The organism is Streptomyces sp. NPDC002896 (assembly GCF_040295225.1).
In the GTDB taxonomy this organism is placed as follows: domain Bacteria; phylum Actinomycetota; class Actinomycetes; order Streptomycetales; family Streptomycetaceae; genus Streptomyces.
On the sequence record NZ_JBEOVA010000006.1, the window covers coordinates 1 to 17,120 of the forward strand.

Consider the following 17,120-nt stretch of genomic DNA (forward strand, 5'->3'; position numbering starts at 1 on the left):
ACATGTTCAGACGAAGGCCGCTTCCGTGTACGGCAGTTACCGAACCGGGTGATCAAGTTCGACGCACCATTCGACGTCGGACGTTAAAGATCAAGTTAGGCAAGAGGTCAGGGGCCGTTGTGCTGCAAACTGCCCGCTCGCTACCGCTGTTCCCAGTGACTCCCCGCCCGATCGGGCACGGATGGGGCACGGACACCTTCTGCTCCGTAGCTCAGCTGTTCTCACGGTCCATGAAGCTCGGTCTCCCAAGACTCAAACGGCGGTTCGACCTGATAGTCGGGATCGCAGTAGGAGCGGACCCACTGCGCGGCGCGGTACTGGGCATCCCCATCGTTCGCCGAACGCCGTGTCCGCTCCTGGGTACGCCGCACGCAGCGCCAGGCGGTAGTAGTCCTGGGCTCGCTGCTGGTGCCCGGAGTCCCACGCCATGGTGGCTGCCATAGGGCTGACGAACTCAGCGGCGGGCATCCGTCCTCTCGTGGGCGGCAGTCGCCGGGGAAACCTCATGTGTCACATCGGCATCGAGTAGCGGCGTTTCGGCCAGTGATCGCCGGGTCAGAGCCGGGAAATCACGGTGACCGGCACGTTCGACCCCTTGGGATTCCACGCCTCTGCTTCGTCCGGAATCGAGCGCGTTCGATTCGGCCGCAGCTTCGTTGTGCCTGTCATCGCCGGACCACCCAGGTCCGGCGCCGACCATCCTGGAGGGATGCGTGACAGTCATTGACACCTCGGCCGGAGATTCCCAGACGCCGCCTCCTCCACCGCCGGCGACCATCAACTACGAGGGGAAGTACGGGAAAAATCCGCTGGAAGAGGCGAGTTTCGCGAAGATGTGCGCGCGGCTGCCCTCCGTGCTTAGGCACACCGCGCGCATGGCCTGGGCCGTGGACCGCAAGGCCGTCGTCCTCCTGCTCGCATGCCAGGTCCTAACCGGGGCCGCGGCCGCTGTGATCCTCGCGTTCACCGCGAAGGCCATGACACCCCTCGTCGGCAGCGGTCCGGTGTCCGAACGTCTGCACACGGCCCTGCCCGCTCTCCTGGTCGTCACCGCAGCAGCCGCAGTTGGCCGGATCAGCAGTGCTCTGGCCTCCTACGCCGACGGCCGGATCACCCCCCGCCTGACAACCGAAGCAGACACCGCCCTCGTGGCCGCAGTCTGCCGTGTCGAAGCCTCCGCCTACGGCGAAGAGGGCTTCACAGACCGCCAAGAAGCAGCCGAAATCGGCGTCCTGCGCACGACGATGATGGTCCAAGACGCCCAGCGCTTCATGGCCGCTCTCGTCCGCATGATCGCCGCAGGCGGCGTCATCACTGCCCTCCACTGGCTGATGCTCCCGCTGTTGCTGCTGGCCGTTCTGCCGGCCGGAGTGGGCTCGGTCCTCTCCGCCCGCGTCGACTACCAGACCCACTACGCCAACGTCGGCGACCGGAATGTTCGCGGCATGATGCGTTGGTGGGCCACATACAGCCGCTTCGCCGACGAGGTCCGCGCCAACGGGATGACCGGCTACCTCGTCTACTGGTACCGCGCCCTGTCCGAACGCATCGACCAGCGCACCCTCACCGCCGCCCCTCGCATGCTCCGCATCGTCCTGTCGACTTCCGCCCTCGGCGGCCTGTTCCTCCTCGCCACCTGGGCCACCCTCGCCTGGCTCGCCACCACCGGCCGCGTCGACCTCGCCGTTGCCGCGACCGCCGTCGTCGCCGTCCAGACCGCGCTGGCCGCACTTTCCCAGTTCGTCATCCACGGCGCCGCGCTGTTCCACACCTCGCTCTACCTCGCTGACATGCGTTCCTTCCTCGACCTGGCCGCCGAACTCGCCCCGAAACGTGGCGAGCTGGCCATCCCTGAGCAGATCGAGGAGATCCGCCTCGACGAGGCCGTGTACCAGTACCCGGGCAAGGACACCCCGGCACTGAACCGGGTCTCCCTCACCCTGCGCCGCGGCGAGATCCTTGCGATCGTGGGCGAGAACGGGTCAGGCAAGTCCACGCTCACCAAGATCATCACTGGCATTCTGCTGCCCGCCAAGGGCAGCGTGTCGTGGGACGGCGTCGACCTTGCCCATGCGAACCCCAACTCGGTGTGGTCGCGCACCGCCTTGGTTCCCCAGACGTTCGCCACGTGGCCATTGCGGGCGCGCGAGAACATCACCCTGGGACAGCCCCGCACTTTCGACGACGGGCCCGTGTGGGCGGCCGTCGATGCCGTCGGCATGCGCGAGGCCATCGAGGAGCTGCCCAAACAGCTCGATACCCTCCTGGCCCGCGAACTCTTCGGCGGCGCCGAGCTCTCAGGCGGCCAGTGGCAGCGCCTGGCCTGCGCCCGCGCGCTCTACCGCCGCACTCCCCTGCTGATCTTGGATGAACCAACCTCACAGATGGACCCGAGGGGCGAGCACCAGATCTTCCTGGAGGTGAAGCGCATCGCCGCGCAGCGCATGACGATCGTCGTCACGCACCAGCTTGAAAACACCAAGATCGCGGACCGGATCATCGTCATGCAGAAGGGCCGCATCATCGAGCAAGGCCGGTACGAGGAACTGGCATACGGCGGCGGGCTGTTCGCCGAACTCCTTGCCCTGGCCAAAGACCGCTGAGGAAACTTGGTTCGTGGCGCGTGGAGATCGCGGCCCGCTATGAGGCGACCGTCCTCGTCGCGGCCGTCAACGAGTGGCTGCAATGGGCGCGCCCTCGACACCGTGGCACCCGGGATCGTACTGGCCTCCGCGCGATCCCGGTCTCTCCCGCGGCTCGACAACCTGCCTACGCTCGGACCGATTCGGTCTCCAGTGATCCACCCCGGCACAGTGAGGACGCGTCGATGCCCTTGATGGACTTGGCATACACCACGATCGGCGGTGTCATAGGCGCAGCGTTGACCACCTACCTGTCCAGGAACCAGGAGCGTCGGCAACTGCGCGCGACGGTCATGCAAGAACTCCACCGGGTCGGAGCGGTGCGTGACGGGATGTGTGACATCGTGCCGAGCCGGGGGCGCCCGGCCTCGTACGTCGTCGGGAACCAGCTACTCGCCACGGAGCGTTTCCATCTCACAGCGGTTCTGGACGACGGTAATGATGCCGAGAGGGCCCTCCGGGAAGCGCTGTCGGTTCTTGTGGTGGCCTCCCTCTCGGCCGGTGTACCTCGGAGAGTCCTGGACTTCGCAGGAGGGGGCGAGGAGCGCCGCCTGCAATGCGAAGTCATCCGGCTGATCGATCTCCGTCTAGGCGGCGTCCTGGGCGAGTCTCTCGAAGAGCTCATGACGCGATGTGAGGGCTACCGGCAGGCAACCGCCCAACTCCTCCTCCGAGCACTGTGGCATCCATGGCAGAGCCGGTGGCGGATGCATGCGCACATCCGCACGCTGCGTCGGGAAGTCGCTGCGCTCCACCGTATGCAGGAGACGGCCATGTCCATCCTGGCTCAACCGGAGAACACCGACGCCCTCGTCGAGCGGCTCGCCTCCCATCCGGATCGGGACACCAACCGAATCGGCAATACAGCAGGGCCTGCGGCATAGAGAAGTTCACGAGACAACGATCAGAACCACTCCACAACGCTGCTCCAGCCACTTTCGCAACAGACCCTGGTCGGGTTTCGCTGCAGCTCACCAAGATTGCGCTTCTCCCTGGGCCGTCCCAAGTCCCGCGGCCCATGGCGCTCGGTCACCGGCCGATTCCGATCAAGGCGTTGTCCTGCTCGTCCCACTGGTCGACGATCTGCATGTAGCTGTCCAGCACCTTCGATCCGTTCGCATGGCCGGTCACTGCAGCGATGGCCTTGCGGTCCTTGCCCTTGCGGCGGGCCTCCGTGGCGAACCCTGACCGCACCGAATGCCCGGTGAACATCTCCTCAACGCCGGCCCGGAGCCCAGCCGCGGTGATGATGTCGTCGTCGCGGATGTTCCGCAGACGCAGCCCGGCCAACTCGGCGCGGCGCGCGGCGATGGCGAAGCCGAGCAGCGGCATGGCGCGGTCGCGCAGGCCGAAAATGTCGGTGTCGCACTTGGAGACGATCAGGCGCAGGGTGTCCAGCCGCATGGCGGGCGCCTTGCCACGGCCCCGGGCTGGCTCCTCCGCCTCCTCTGCCTTCTTGCGGTAGTCCTTCAGTAACTCGCGGGCGGCCTTGGTGGCTTCAGGGTCGATGACGACGCCGTGGTGCTGCCGCAGGGTAACCGTCACGCCGGCGAGCTTGCGGTCGATGGTGGCGTACGCACGCTTCTCCCGGTTCCACAGGTAGTCCACGAACGCCCGGAGAGTTCCGCGGGTGGCGGCGGTAGGCGGGATCTGTGCGGGCGGGCACGGGCGCTGGCCGGCAGGAACCGGCCCCCAGGCAGGCGCTCCGCCCTCCGCCCCAGTTTGGCATAGGTGGGCTTGCCCGCCTCGGCTCGCACCGCCCGCAGCCACTAGGCGATCCTCGACGGTCCGCACCTGATCCGCCATCACGCATTCCCTCTCGCGACCCCTGATCCGGCGTCAGCTTATAGGCGCAGGTCCGAAGCCTTTCGGGCTTCTTCGGAGCTTTCCGCGCCCCATGCCCGACGCCCTCGTCACCGCTTGTGTGGAGGCATCCCAACCACAGCTCGGCCCTCAAAGCGCCCTGCTTCGCCGTGCCCAAGAGGACGCCATGGCCACCCCGCTTCGCACCGGGTGGATCTTCGAGGTCTCCCGCCGCCGACATCGTCGAGATCATCGCTGCCTGGGACAACCTCAGCGGCAGGCTCCGCAACCCGCATGGTGTGTCACTTACCTGATGCGGCGCACCGGCCTGCGCCGTCACCTCCTGGAAGACCGCGCCAGGTCCGTCACGCGTGCGCTCATCCCCACACCCGCCATCTCACGCGACAGGACCTCGACTGGGCTCTGGCCACCGTCTACGGCGAACGGACACGTAGCGCTCTGTGATGCTCGGGGCTGTGGTCGCGTCGCCCCGGCGTGAGGACCAATGGACCAGCGGATAGCGGTGCTTCGGTTTGAAGGTTTTCGAGGGGTAGCTCAGGTGACCCACCGCAAAGCATCGACACGCACCAACACGTCGTCCCGCCCCGCCTCCGCCCGGGTGGCTCGCCTCGCTCCGCACCACCGTGGGAGGGCTGCCCATCCCCAGGTGGGGACGAGGACGCGCCGCAGGCGGCAGGCACCGAAGCTGGCACATCGACCGTTCCAGTTGTTGCCTGTGTCCGCCCTTTCCGGCGAACGCTTCAGGGTCCCGTGCCGACGACAGACCGGGCCTAGGGCGGTCCCGCCCACCGAGGGTGCGCTGGTGAGCGGGACCGCGAGCCCGGACCGGAGTCCCTCCCGATCAGGCCGGTGGGGTGAACAGCACGCCCGGCAGCACCGCATGGCGCGCGTCCCGCAAGGCAGCCCTGAACACCGAGGCCAGGAAGGCGGTCTGCGTGGGGTGGAGCCTCTCCTGTGCCCTCTCCTTGGTTACCGGGGGCACCAGGGCACGGCGGATGCGGGACAGTTCCGTGAGGATTCCCGCCGGCTCCAGCAGCGGGTCGAGCTGGACCCGTTCCCCCACCGAGAGGAGGAGTCCCCGTGCGACCAGCTCCAGTTCGGGATCCTGTTCCACCGCGGCCCGGTACAGGCGGGCACGGCCGAAGGCCACCAGACGCTCCAGATCGGACGGTTCCATCAGAGCCGTGACACTCGGGAGCCTGCCCCAGATGCCGTCGGTGCCCCGCCCGCCGCCCAGCCAGGGTCCCAGCATGGGATCGACGTGGACGGCTCGCAGGGCCCGTTCCCCGATGTTGTACGCCAGATCGACGGCGAACTTGGCCTCGTCCGGGTCGGTGGTGCCCTTCGCCGCGGTTAGCAATGTTGCCCCGACCAGCGGCAGGAGGTCCACCTCCTTCTCCTCCCAGTGCTCATTCATGCAGACGTCGGTCCAGTTGTAGAGCGCGTCGACCGCGTCGCCCGACAGGTCTCCGGTGCCGCCGGCGACGAGGTGGTCCCACGCCGCCCTCACCACTCGCTGGTTGGCGGACATCTCTCCGCCGTCGTCGTCGATCACCGCGTTCGGGTCGATGCACAGCGTCCGGTAACGGTCGAAGCGAGAGGCCTGAGTGCTCGCCGACATGATGACACTGGGCAGATCGGGCACGGTTCCGCGCTGGTTCCGCGGGACGGTGCGCACCTGCATCGAACCGTCCTCGGAGTGGTCGGTCAGCGCCTCCACCTCGCCGACGAGCCGCTCGTTCTCCCAGTGCTTCGACGACTTGCTGACGAAGGACACGACGAGGTCGTTGCTCTCCAACCTGGCTAGGTACTCGTACCGGCCGTGGGGTGCCTTCCGTAGCTCTCCGCCGAGCACGACGAGGCGGACCGGCTGGCCGATCCTCAGGTGCCGGAAGTGGCTGAGCGCCGACGCCGAGGACGTGCACGAAACGTGCCCGCCGGGACGGACCTGGGCCCATACCGGCCGCTGCGGCAGAACCAGGGTCTCGTGCAACTGCGTGCCCGTAAGTTCCGCCCAGGCCGCGTGCGCCGCTGGCAGCCAGCGCAGCGCCCCCGACTCCTTCTCCTGGCACAGCACTCCTGCCGGATTCGCGTCGCCGCCGCGCCCGTGGACCACTGCGAGCGGCAGGACCAGCCGCTCGGCTTCCTGCCGGACGCGCAGTCCGCTCGTCGGCGCCCCGCCGGGTGTGCGGTGCAGCCACACCGTCCGGCCGCCGGCGCCGGGCCGCTCCGGGTCCGTCAGCGTCGCGGCCACCGTATCGGCGGCCTCGGCGGGCAGGCCGGGCACCAGCTGGTCGGGGTGGACGGCGAGCAGAGCACCGCCGCTGCGCAGGACGAGCTGGCCGTCCGCCAGCCGTCCCGCGGCCCGCGCCGGTACCTGCCACAGCGCCTCGGGGCTGGAAGGCAGCCGCGGCTGGGCCGAACGGGACACCCTGAGGGTGCCGTCGGCCCCGACCTCCTCGACGGTCACGGGGAGCGCCCTGTCGACCATGGCCAGCAGGGCGGAGGCCCGTTCCGGTTCCGCCGCGAGCTCGCGGCGGAACCAGGCGTCGCCCGCCCATCCGTCGTCGGCGAGGGCGACGGGCGATCCGGAGAATCCGTGCACGAAGAGGACGCCGTCCGTGTCGCACCCCAGCAGCACGGCGTCCCCGAGCTCGGGGACACCGGACCAGGTGGCAAGGCGGTTGTCCACAGTGAGACGCACCGTGCTGCCCTCGGCGTAGCGCGTCGCCGCCTCGCGGGTGACCGGGTAGTGCAACTCCCGGCCGCCTCCGCCCAGGTGCAGCGCGCCGGACTCCGGATCCGACCTGAGCACCGTCAGCACCGCTGGTACGTCGCCGAGGGAGCCGCGCAGTCCCGGTCGCCAGTCGTGCAGGACGACACAGGCGGGCTCTGTCAGGCCCCGCTCGTGGGCGGTGACCTTCACCATGTCACCGGGCCGGAAGAGATCCCAGCACAGCCCCTCCAGGGACTCGAGGACGCCGCTCTGCAGCGTGTGCGTCAGGCCGCCCGGTACCTCGGTCAATCGGCCAGGCGACAACTCCAGCCACAGTCCGTCGACCTCGCCCGTCCGCTCGGAGTGCCGCACCGGGCCGGCAACGGGATACCAGTGCGCGTCATCGGCCGTGCCCGGTTGGCCGGACACGTCGTCGGTGACGGACCGGCGGTCGGTGAGGTGACCGGCAGGGAAGCCGAAGCGGCGGCCCTGCCCGAGCGGATAACGCAGGGTGGGGCCGTCGGCGGAGATCACCGGCGCCGCGCTGCCCAGGCGGTCCAGTTCCTCGCGGACCACCGATTCGGGGGACCCGTCAGGCCAGTGCCCGGTACGGCGGTCGTGCGGCACGTCACGGGCTGAGGCGTGGCGTTCGGCGATCCACCGCGTGCCGCGGTCAGCGAAGGAGATCTGCGCTGGGTCGATCGGCATCGTCGGCCGTTCCCCTTCCTGCTCGCCCGGGACCAACGGGGTCAGGCGCGCCTCCAGCGTGCCGGGATCGACCGAGAGCCAGGCCACCGAGCTCTCTCCGGGTTCCGGGGCCTCGAGGACGAAGCCCTGCGGTTGTCTACGCAGCCGCCCGATCTTCGGATGCGGGTGCCGCATCACCCGGCCGATATGAGCGAGCGCGGCGTCGTCGGGTCCGGCCGAGCTGGCGAAGAGTTCCGCGTTGGGCAGTCCGGAAACGATGAACAGTGGCTGGTTCATGTGGTGGGCGTCCGGCCGCTGTCCGCTCAGCAGGGGGTTCTTGGGGAACACCACGGCCTCACGACCGTCGACGCCATAGGCGGAGTCGCTGGGCAGTGCCACGCGGAGCCGGAAACGGTCGTCCTCGGTCCGGGTGACACGAACCACGGTGCCCTGTTCCACGTCGTCCCACTCGGCGATGTCCGCCGGACTCAGGGCGACATGGACGCCCGCCCGCAGCTCCAGCCGGAGATCCGGCTCGTGTTGCGTGACCGTGGCGAAGCACGAAGGGTTGCGCGCTGTGAGCTGACTGAGCAGCGCCTTGGCGTGCCGGGCCGGCGACTTGGTCACCCGGCCTTCGAAGTTGCGGTCGTGCTGACGCCAGCGACGCAGCTCGACCAGGTAGGGCGTGTGCCTGAGAGCGTCCTGGCCGCCTTCGTCGAAGATGCGGCGCAGCAGGTCCTCCCGGTGGGCGAAGGTGCGGCGGGTGACCCGGGCGATGAGCCATTCCGGCTTGTCCACCGGGCCGAGTTCCAGCGTCAGGTCGAGAGTGACGTCGTTGCGGTGCCGTTGGATCCGCTCGGCCCACATGAAGACGTGCTGTCCCGGACGGACGGCGTCCGGGGCCTTCGGATCGATCACCGGCCGGACATAGCGGAACGCGACTTCCCGGCCGTTGCTGCGGTCCCAGCGGTCCGTGTCCAGCCTTCCGAGCACCCGGACGACATCGGGGCCCGAGGGGTAGTGACGCAGTACGGCCGCGGCGCTCTGGCGGGCCAGCCGGAGCCGGGGCGTGCACACTTCCTCCGGGCTTTCACCCGCGCGCTCGTCGGCGTTGATCGTCCGGCTCAGGGACTCGACGCCGATGATGTGCGCCTCATCGGACGTCCGGTCGAGGCGCACGGTCAGCCGGGAGACGATGCCTAGGCCGGCGTCCCGGCGCAGACCGCGCTCGACGGACCAGCGGATCGCGTGCCCATGGAGGTGCAGCCAGAACCGGTCCTGGGCCTTGCCGTCGTCGCCTCGCCGGTCCTTCAGAGTGATGGTGATCCGGGTGATCTCGTCACCGTGGAAGAGCGGCAGTTCCCGGGCGCCCCGCAGCGGACGGTCGTCCAGCTTCACGTCGTTCACGTGGACCCGGAGGGTACGCCCGTAACCCCACTCGAAGAGGAGCCATTCCGGCTGGGGACGCCCTCCCCGCGGCCGCCCCTGCTGTTCCGGGCCCACGAAGTACAGGGACGTCTCCGTCTCCCGGCCTTCCACGATGTTCTGGACTTCCATGAAGGTACTCAGCCTCAGGGGCGGGACCCGGCGGAACGAGGCCGTGTAGGGAACGCTGCCCTCGGCCGGCGCGGGGACCGGCCGCACCAAGACACGAGCGTGCTTCCGGGAGTACGACGCCCCCTCGATGTGGGGCCGCTCGTCCGGCTCGAGGGGCACCGGCGGCAGGCTGACGCGGCGCCTTCCCCCGTCGACCGGGACCGGGAGAAGCACGGCTTCCCCTTCGCCTAGCTCGGCGTTCCAGCCGGCCGGCTTGAGTACCACCGGCCATGCCTTGTCGTGGTCGCCGTCCGTCTCCGCGGTGCGCGCCTCGGTGAGGGTGAAGAACCGTCGCACGTCGTACAACCCCGTGCCCTTCACTGGCTGGAGCTGCAGGTTGACGGAATCGACCTGCCACGCCTGGTCGGTGTCGTAGGCCCGGTCGGTGACGCCCCAGACCGAACGGTCGCGGCCCAACGACACCTGAGCGCGGTGACGGGCGACGGGGTCCTGGGCATGATGCCCCGCGTACTCGCTCCGGTCGAGGAAGGAGACGACCAAGGACACCGGGGCGGCCTCGAGGTCGTCCTGGCCTCGTTTGAGTGCCGGGGAAACCTGGGCAAGCACTCCGGGTTTGGCGTGCACCTGCCCGAGCGCGCGTTGCTCCCCGGACGCCCCGGGAGAGTTTCCCAGGTAGGTGTAGTTGCGCTCCGGGTTCCGGGTGAGTTGCCACAGACAACGGGCGAAGACACGGCGGCGGCGAACGGTGAAAACCCAGTCCCGACCCGAGCGGAACGCCACGACCTGGTCGCCGCTGTTGCGTCCGGGCTCGGTGAAGGCGTCCCACGGGATGTGGACGTCGAGGACGTGGTCGCCCACCTCCAGCCACACCTGCGGCGACTGGCCCGAGTGGGGCGCGGGGGCCGACAGCAGCACACCGGAGAGGCGATCCTCGCGGGCGAGCAGCGCGCCGACTTCGGCGGCCGTCCGGTCCGGCACCTGGGCGAGCAGGTCGTCGGAGCGGACCGGCTGCCGCACGTCACGCGGGCCGGCGGCCTGGGGGTGGCGGTTCGCCCAGGTGACCCTGGTGACGACCGCGTCCCGGCCCCGGACCGCGCGCCGCCAGTCGTCCGTCTCCTTGGCGGGCCGCAACATCACGGACTCCGCCTCGACGGAGACCAGCACGTTCCCGTCGAGAGTCCAGGCGTTGTACGAGCCGTTGCGCGGCGGCGCCTTGACACCGGCACGCAGCCGGACGACGTCACCGTTCTTCAGGTTGTGCAGTAAGCGGAACGCCTCGAGTGTCGCCTGCTGACCGCTGAGATGCGGATTGTCCAGCGCCTTGACGCGCCCCGTACGCAGTCCGCGTTCGTCCCAGCCGGTCACCGCCTGCTCGACGGAGTCCGTCAGATGGGACGGCATGTCGTCCACGACGACGTCGGGGAAACCGGGGATGTCGTGCTCCACGCGCCATCCCCCGTCCTTCCTGAACACCTGAGCGGTGTCCGAGAGACACAGGTCGCGCCACTGCAGGTTCCGGGTGTCGAGGCCGCCCACCGCGGTCTCGAAGCACTCGGTCACCGGCACGTCGGCCGGTGGCTCGGTGATGAGGGCCAGGCGGGGCAGACGGTCGTCCTCGGCCTCGACGACCGCCACCCAGCAGCGCAATCCGACGGCGTCCTGCGCCTCGGCGATCTCGTCGTGCAACCGGCTCGCGGACTCCGGTTCCCAGCACTGGTCCGGAAGGAGGTACGTGTGCCCCGGTCGCAGACAGAACCGCCAGGCGCCGGGTTCCGAATCGGTCTGCTCCATCAGGGTCAGGACCGCCACCTTGCCGCGTCCATAAGGCAGTTCGGCGGCGAGGAACTCGGTGAAGCCACGGTCGACGGGGTGCCAGCCGTGCTCCTCGTACCGTGCCACGGTCTCGACGACCAGATCGGCTTCCCCGTCAGTGGCGGCAAACCCCCTGGTGAGGTCCGGGTCCCACTCGGAGAGCGGTCCGAAGTCCTCCTCGGTCGCGCGAGGGGCGTCCGCGAGGACCACGCCGGCCATTGCCTTCCCAGGGCGCACCGTGACCCGCACCCGTCGTACGTCACCCACCCGGTGCGTCACCGGAAGCTTCTCGGGCACTCCCTTGATCTCGATGCCGAGGTACCGGTCAGGGTCCCGTTCGGGACCCAGCTGGAACCGGACGGGGTCGCCGACCTCGGCTTTTTCATAGGGAAAGGCCTCCAGCGGCTGCCCGAGACCGCAGTTGACCAGCAGCCGCTCATCGTCCCCGGTCCGCCCGCACACCACTCCGATCAGACTCGGGAACCGGCCTCCGCGTGCCATCTTGAGGACTTCGTCACGCTGGTCCGGCTCCCGGTACAGGTCGAAGGTGTCCGGCTGGTCCACTTCGACCGGCATGTGGTGGAACACCGCCTCGTCCCTGCTCTGGTAGGAGAGCTGGGCCACCACCGTGCGGGGGTCCGGAAGCCTCCCCTTGCGTCCGGATCCGGCCAGGTGTCGCGCGGCTGTGCCGAGCGGTACCGTCTGCGAGCGAAGGACCGAGGTGAGGACCGACTTCTCCCAGGACTTCTCGATGAACTCGCGGTTGCGCCGGCTCTCCGGGGACGCGTCCCGCGTCAGCGTCCTGACCAGCCAGTCGAGCTGACGCCCGAGCGACTGCTCCGTCTCCCTGTACATGGCCCGCTCCCACACGTCCAGGGAGGCGCGGTCCGCTCCGGCCTCGGCCAGCCGGCCGTCGTAGGACAGACTGAGCAGGCGGGTCCGCACGGTAGTGGCGACATGGGTCGATAACCACGACCCGACCAGCCGGCTGAACAGCAGTCGCTGGTCGGTGGGCGTGCGCAGACCGAACTCCGTGAAGACGTCCACTAGTTTGCCCAGTACCCGGGTCTCGTGCTCGTTATCGTCCCGGATCACGTCGAAGATCTGCAGCATGTACCAGCGGGTCAGCCGCGCGAGGTCCTTGGGCGCGCGGACCCGGTCCATCCGGCCCACCCAGGCCTCGACGAGATCACCCAGCGCCTCGTCCGGCCCACTGTCACGAGGCTTAGACAACGCCTGCAGCAGCCGGACCGACGCCCCCGCCAGTGCCACGGCCGCGCCGTTGATCCGGGCCCTGGCGATCCAGGCGTCGAAGGCTGCGAAATCCTGAGGGGTCTCCAGGTCGCTCGGGGCCGTGAGCAGAACTTCCTGGAAGGTCTGCGGCCTGCGGCCCATGTCTCGGTTCTCCGCCAGGCGGTCACCGGTCACGTCCCGGCGAAGGAGCAACCGCAGAAGCAGCAGCGCGTTCCCCACGTTGTAGCGGTGGCCCCAGGGATGGAGCCGGCGCGCGGCCTGGCTGAGCAGACGCTCGACAATCGGGGGTTCGCCGTCGAACCAGCGGCTCTGCGGGGTGCGGTCCAGCGGTCCGCTGGCACCCGAAAGCGCCTCCAGCACCGCCCGCACCAGCACGTTCAGGGCTCCTCCGTCCTGGTGGAGCAACTGGGCCTGACGGTAGAAGCGCTGGGTGGGGTCCTTCAGTGCCTCGGGGTCCGCACCGGCGACGGCACGATGAGCGAACACCGCGGGATGCAGTTCCGGGTACACCCCACGCAGGGCGTACATGCCCGTCCGGTAAGCGGAGAAGGCAAGTGGTACCAACGCGGGCGGGACAGGAGAGTCCTTGTGCTGCTCGTCGCCATGGGCGACCTCCCGCATGTGCGTCCCGAGCCTTCCCTCGGTGAGGACCTCGGTACCATGCATCACGAGGTCGGCGAAGAAACGGACGTCCTCACCGCCGTGCCGCATCAGCCTGACCGCCGTCCGCAGGGACGACAACAGCCGCAGGAGCACGACCCGGTCGTGCACCGCGGGGAAGCGTTCGCCTCCGCGCGCGGCGTACCTGCCGGTCCGCGCCCGGTCCACCCAGGGCGAGAAGGCCCAGGCGGACACGCCCGGGAGCTTGGGAGCGGCGAAGTGGCCGGTCCTGATCATCTGCGGAACGGCGGCGCCGTCCTGCTGCGCTGACGCCGCCGGACCGGTCCGGAGCTGCCAGAGGTCCGTGAGCTGACGCGCCCATGCGTCGCGCTCCTTGTCCTCGACGGGACCGCTGAACCAGACGGGATAGCGGGGCTGACCACCGGGCGCGCCCCACCGGTTCGCCAGGACTCTCGCAGCCGATACGGGATGTAGACGGGCCGCCAGGTCCCAGAGGGCCTGCTGCCACAGGACCACGGACAGGGCGAGGGGCGCCGGCTTGTCGCCGGGCAGTCCGAGACGGTCGAGGACACGCTCCGCCGGCGTCCTGGGCCGTACGTCGCCGCGCAGTTTCCTCAGGCGGCGCAGTCCGTTGAAGGTGACGGCGTCGGTGTCCAGAGCGGCCACGGTCTCTTCCGCGTCCCGGTCCGTGCCGAGGTGCAGCAGACGTGCTGCGGCAGCCATCAGGTCCGGCTCCAGGTCGACCCAGCCGACGGCGGGTCTGCACAGCGCCTTCAGCAGCCGATTCCGCTCGGCCCGGCTGGAGGCGACGTCACCGAGGGCCTGCAGAGCGAGCAGGAACGGCAACCGTCCGTACTCATGGTGAAGAGCCCGGCGAGTCAGCTCCTCCAACCAGGAACCATCGCTACGCAGATCGGAGTTGATGCCCTCGGCCGCCTCGGGGTGCTCGGCCAGGTGCGCGGTCGCGGCCAGCAGGAGGATTTCCTGCGGATAGTGGGTGAGCTCGCGGAACGGCTCCTCGGTGGTCCTGGGAGTGGCGTTCCGGCCCCACGCCTCCACGGCGTGGCGCAACCGCACGGTCGCACGAGACGGGCTTTCCTCCGCACAGGCCCGGAACACGGACGCGAGGGCGTCAGCGACCTGGCCGCCGCCCCCGGTGTCGGCCACCGTCTTGAGCAGGTGCTCCATGCAGAGCTCCGCGGTCTCACCCCTGCCGGTGGCCAGCCTCAGCAGCCGAGGAACGACGTGCAGAGCGGTCCAGGGCTCGCAGCCCTCCAGGGAATCCAGGGCGCCCGGAACCATCTCGCCCAGTTCGACGGGCGCGTCCAGCACGTCCAGCACGGCCAGGTAGGTGTGGGCGGCGTGCGGAGTGTCGCGCATCGCGGCGCAGAAGTACCAGTCCTCGATCATCCTGTTGCCTTGTCATTCGCGGAGGAGTGTTGAACGGTGGTCGGCGCGCGACCCACCGCCTTCCGGATGTGTTCGGCCCGCTGGGCCGCGTCAAAGCCCGCCGGCAGCGGCTCCAGCCGGACCAGCCCGAGGGCGTGGCGTTCCAGTTGCGGCAGTTGGAGCAGCTGGTGCAGGGCCCAGGCCTCGACGCCGAAGGCGCAAAGGAGTGGCCATGGGGCCGTGGTGGGCGGCAGTCGGGAAAGGACTGCTCCGATCCGCACCGAAGACCCCGCTCGGGCCACGGCCGGGGCACTGTCCGGGTGGGCGGACAGCCAGTCCGCCAGGCTGTCCTCGTCGGGCGGCTCGGCCCAAGCGGTGCGGTACTGGCGCACCAGGCGGCGGACGGGAGGGGACAGGAGCGGGTCGTCCCAGGCGAGCAGATCGGCGTCGGAGACCTTCGAACGCTGCCCGAGAAGGGCCAGGGCGATCGCGTCGGCCCTTTCCGAATCGACGCCGAGAGGCAGGTCGCTGGGACGGGGCACCTGCTGGTCCGCCCTGAGCGCCCCGATCCAGGCGCGGATGTCGTCGTCGTAGTCGGCGGCGACCGTCAGGGAGGCGGGACGACCGGGCAGCCGGTCGTCGGCCGCCAGGCGCTCCAGCTCGTGTGCGTACCGCAGCGGGTCCTGTCGGCGGAGTGCGAGCAACGCCTGCTCGGTGGCGGGGTGGTCACTGTCGTGCGCGACGGCCTCGGGGTTCCGGTCCTGGTACCGCTGGCCGGGACGGTGGCGGCTCAGTGCGGTGACCGGCGTCCCTAAGCGGCGCTCCAGATCCTCCCGAACCTGGGCCAGGACGGAGAGCCCGTTGTCCTCGAGGACGGAAACCGGTCCCTGGAGGACCACGATGAACGGCCGGGCAAGGCGTCCGGTCCGGTCCCGGAGGCGCGTGATCCAAGGACCGATCCTGTCCCGCCACCAGTCGGGCGACCACGCGGGCAGGTGCGTGCGCAGGACCCAGCCGTCGTCGGCCTTGTCCTTGGGCTCACCCCCCATCCCGGCCTCGAGGCCGGGATGGGGGGTGAACTTGTCGAACTTGTCACGGAAGTCGTTCCACTCGCCCCGGGTGGGTGCCGCGTCCTGCTCCCAGGAGGCCACCTGCGCCGGCGGCCGTTCCACGTCGGTGGTGAACCAGCGGCGGGCGGGCAGTCCGGCCAGCTTCAGCGGTTCGTCCCACATCTTCTCCGAGCCGTTCAACTTCTGCGCGAGATCGTGGCCGGGAACATCGAGCAGGACACCGGCGAACGGTCGCCGCTCCAGGCCCCAGACGACGTCCAGGCGCACTCTGCGGCTGTCGGTTCCCACGGTGCCCTCGGCGCCGCTTCGTTCATCCCGGCTCGCGGTGGTCCTGCGGCTCGCGACGATCGGATAGGCATGCGTCGGACCGGACACCGGTGCCGATGGGGCATCGCGCAGACGCAGTCCGTTGCGGGCGGTGTAGAGGGCGGGGACACCTAGATGTCCGACGATGTCGGACATCCGGGTGATCGCGCGCAGCCCTTCGGACATCGCGGAGTGGATCTCGCCGTGTCGCGTCAGTCCGGTGACCAGGCCGACCAGGAACTCCTGCCCGATCCCCTGCTCGACCGGCGCCTGCATGGCGACGACCGCGGGGATTCCCGAGGCCACGATGTGGTCCGCGGTGCTGCCCCAGCCCTGGAAGCCGTCGCCGAGCCCAGCAGTGTCGCAGGACACCAGGACGACGAGCTGGGTACCCGACTGCTTGAGGAGCGCGGCCAGTTCAGCGGCCGGGACGTAGTCCGGCTCGCCGGATCCTTGCAGGACGATGCCGCACTCGCGATCCCGGGCCGGGGCCCGGGCGGTCCACCCATGAGCGATGACGCACACGACGTGAGCGGTGGTCTCCAACTGCTTGGTGAGTTGGTCGCGGGTGGCTGCACTCAGCAGACTGGTCCGGCCGACTCTTTCCAGCAGCACCCTGGCCAACTCGGCCGCCTCCAGGGCCCGGTCGACGTCGTCGTCCGGGAGGGTGTCGGCCGGTTCCTCGGGCTCCGGCCGATCGGCGTCGGAATCCACCAGGGCGTTCGCCGCCGTGGCCACCAGCGATCGCAGTGCTTCCCTCTCTCCGGAGCCGACGACGTGCTCCGACACCCGGGAGACGACGCACTGTTTCGGGTTGCTGACCAGCTGGGCCTGTCTGCCGGATCCCACTGAATCCAACGTCGACTCGGGCAACCACGTTCGGGTCAGTTCCCAGGGCAAACCGGCGAACCTCGGGTTGGTGCAGTGAATCCTCACCTGTAACAGGGCATCGGCTCGCAGCGCCTCGAGGAAGGCCTCTTGGAGTGCCGTCTCGACGCCCCGTGGCAACAGCAGGGTGCGCAGGGCGCGGCCAATCCTCTGGCTGCCGACGTCCTCCCTGAAGTCGGCGGTCAGCTTGCCGAGGTTCTTACCGATGCCGTTCCCCGAGACCGTGCCACATCGGCCGCTCAACGTGACCGACGCCGTCCAGATCTCCGTACTGCCCGGGCCGTCCTCGACCCTGGCGTCGGTGAGCGTCAGATCGACGACGTGCGCTTCGCCCACTTTGTGATACCCCCGTGT

The 17,120-nt window shown here is 69.5% G+C and carries 6 protein-coding genes; 2 read left to right on the top strand and 4 right to left on the bottom strand.

Going from position 1 to position 17,120, the window contains the following annotated elements; translation table 11 throughout:
- Window positions 1–221 precede the first annotated feature (221 nt).
- A complete protein-coding gene (locus ABT009_RS47430; protein WP_502989856.1) occupies window positions 222–371 on the bottom strand; it encodes a DUF7677 family protein in 150 nt (49 codons plus the stop codon).
- A gap of 342 nt (window positions 372–713) precedes the next feature.
- Here ABT009_RS47430 and ABT009_RS11740 point away from each other — a divergent pair, with 342 nt between their 5' ends.
- Entirely contained in the window at window positions 714–2,603 is a 1,890-nt protein-coding gene (locus ABT009_RS11740; RefSeq protein WP_351292222.1) for an ATP-binding cassette domain-containing protein, read from the top strand.
- A 20-nt stretch (window positions 2,604–2,623) separates the two neighbouring features.
- Window positions 2,624–3,526, top strand: coding sequence for a hypothetical protein (locus ABT009_RS11745; RefSeq protein WP_351292224.1), 903 nt, complete (start codon window positions 2,624–2,626; stop codon window positions 3,524–3,526).
- Between the two features lie 145 nt (window positions 3,527–3,671).
- Here ABT009_RS11745 and ABT009_RS11750 read toward each other — a convergent pair whose 3' ends face one another.
- From ABT009_RS11750 to ABT009_RS11760, 3 genes are all read right to left on the bottom strand, one after another.
- A complete protein-coding gene (locus tag ABT009_RS11750; protein WP_351292226.1) occupies window positions 3,672–4,250 on the bottom strand; it encodes a tyrosine-type recombinase/integrase in 579 nt (192 codons plus the stop codon).
- A 1,057-nt stretch (window positions 4,251–5,307) separates the two neighbouring features.
- Complete coding sequence (locus tag ABT009_RS11755) at window positions 5,308–14,523, bottom strand: hypothetical protein (RefSeq protein WP_351292228.1); 9,216 nt, start codon at window positions 14,521–14,523, stop codon at window positions 5,308–5,310.
- Complete coding sequence (locus ABT009_RS11760) at window positions 14,520–17,102, bottom strand: CHAT domain-containing protein (protein ID WP_351292230.1); 2,583 nt, start codon at window positions 17,100–17,102, stop codon at window positions 14,520–14,522. The genes ABT009_RS11755 and ABT009_RS11760 overlap by 4 nt, the downstream gene beginning before the upstream one ends.
- Between the last annotated feature and the right edge of the window lie 18 nt (window positions 17,103–17,120).

Excerpts from the sequence above, each read along its gene's own strand:
- ABT009_RS11755 (WP_351292228.1), bottom strand. The coding sequence starts at position 14,523 with ATGATCGAGGACTGGTACTTCTGCGCCGCGATGCGCGACACTCCGCAC.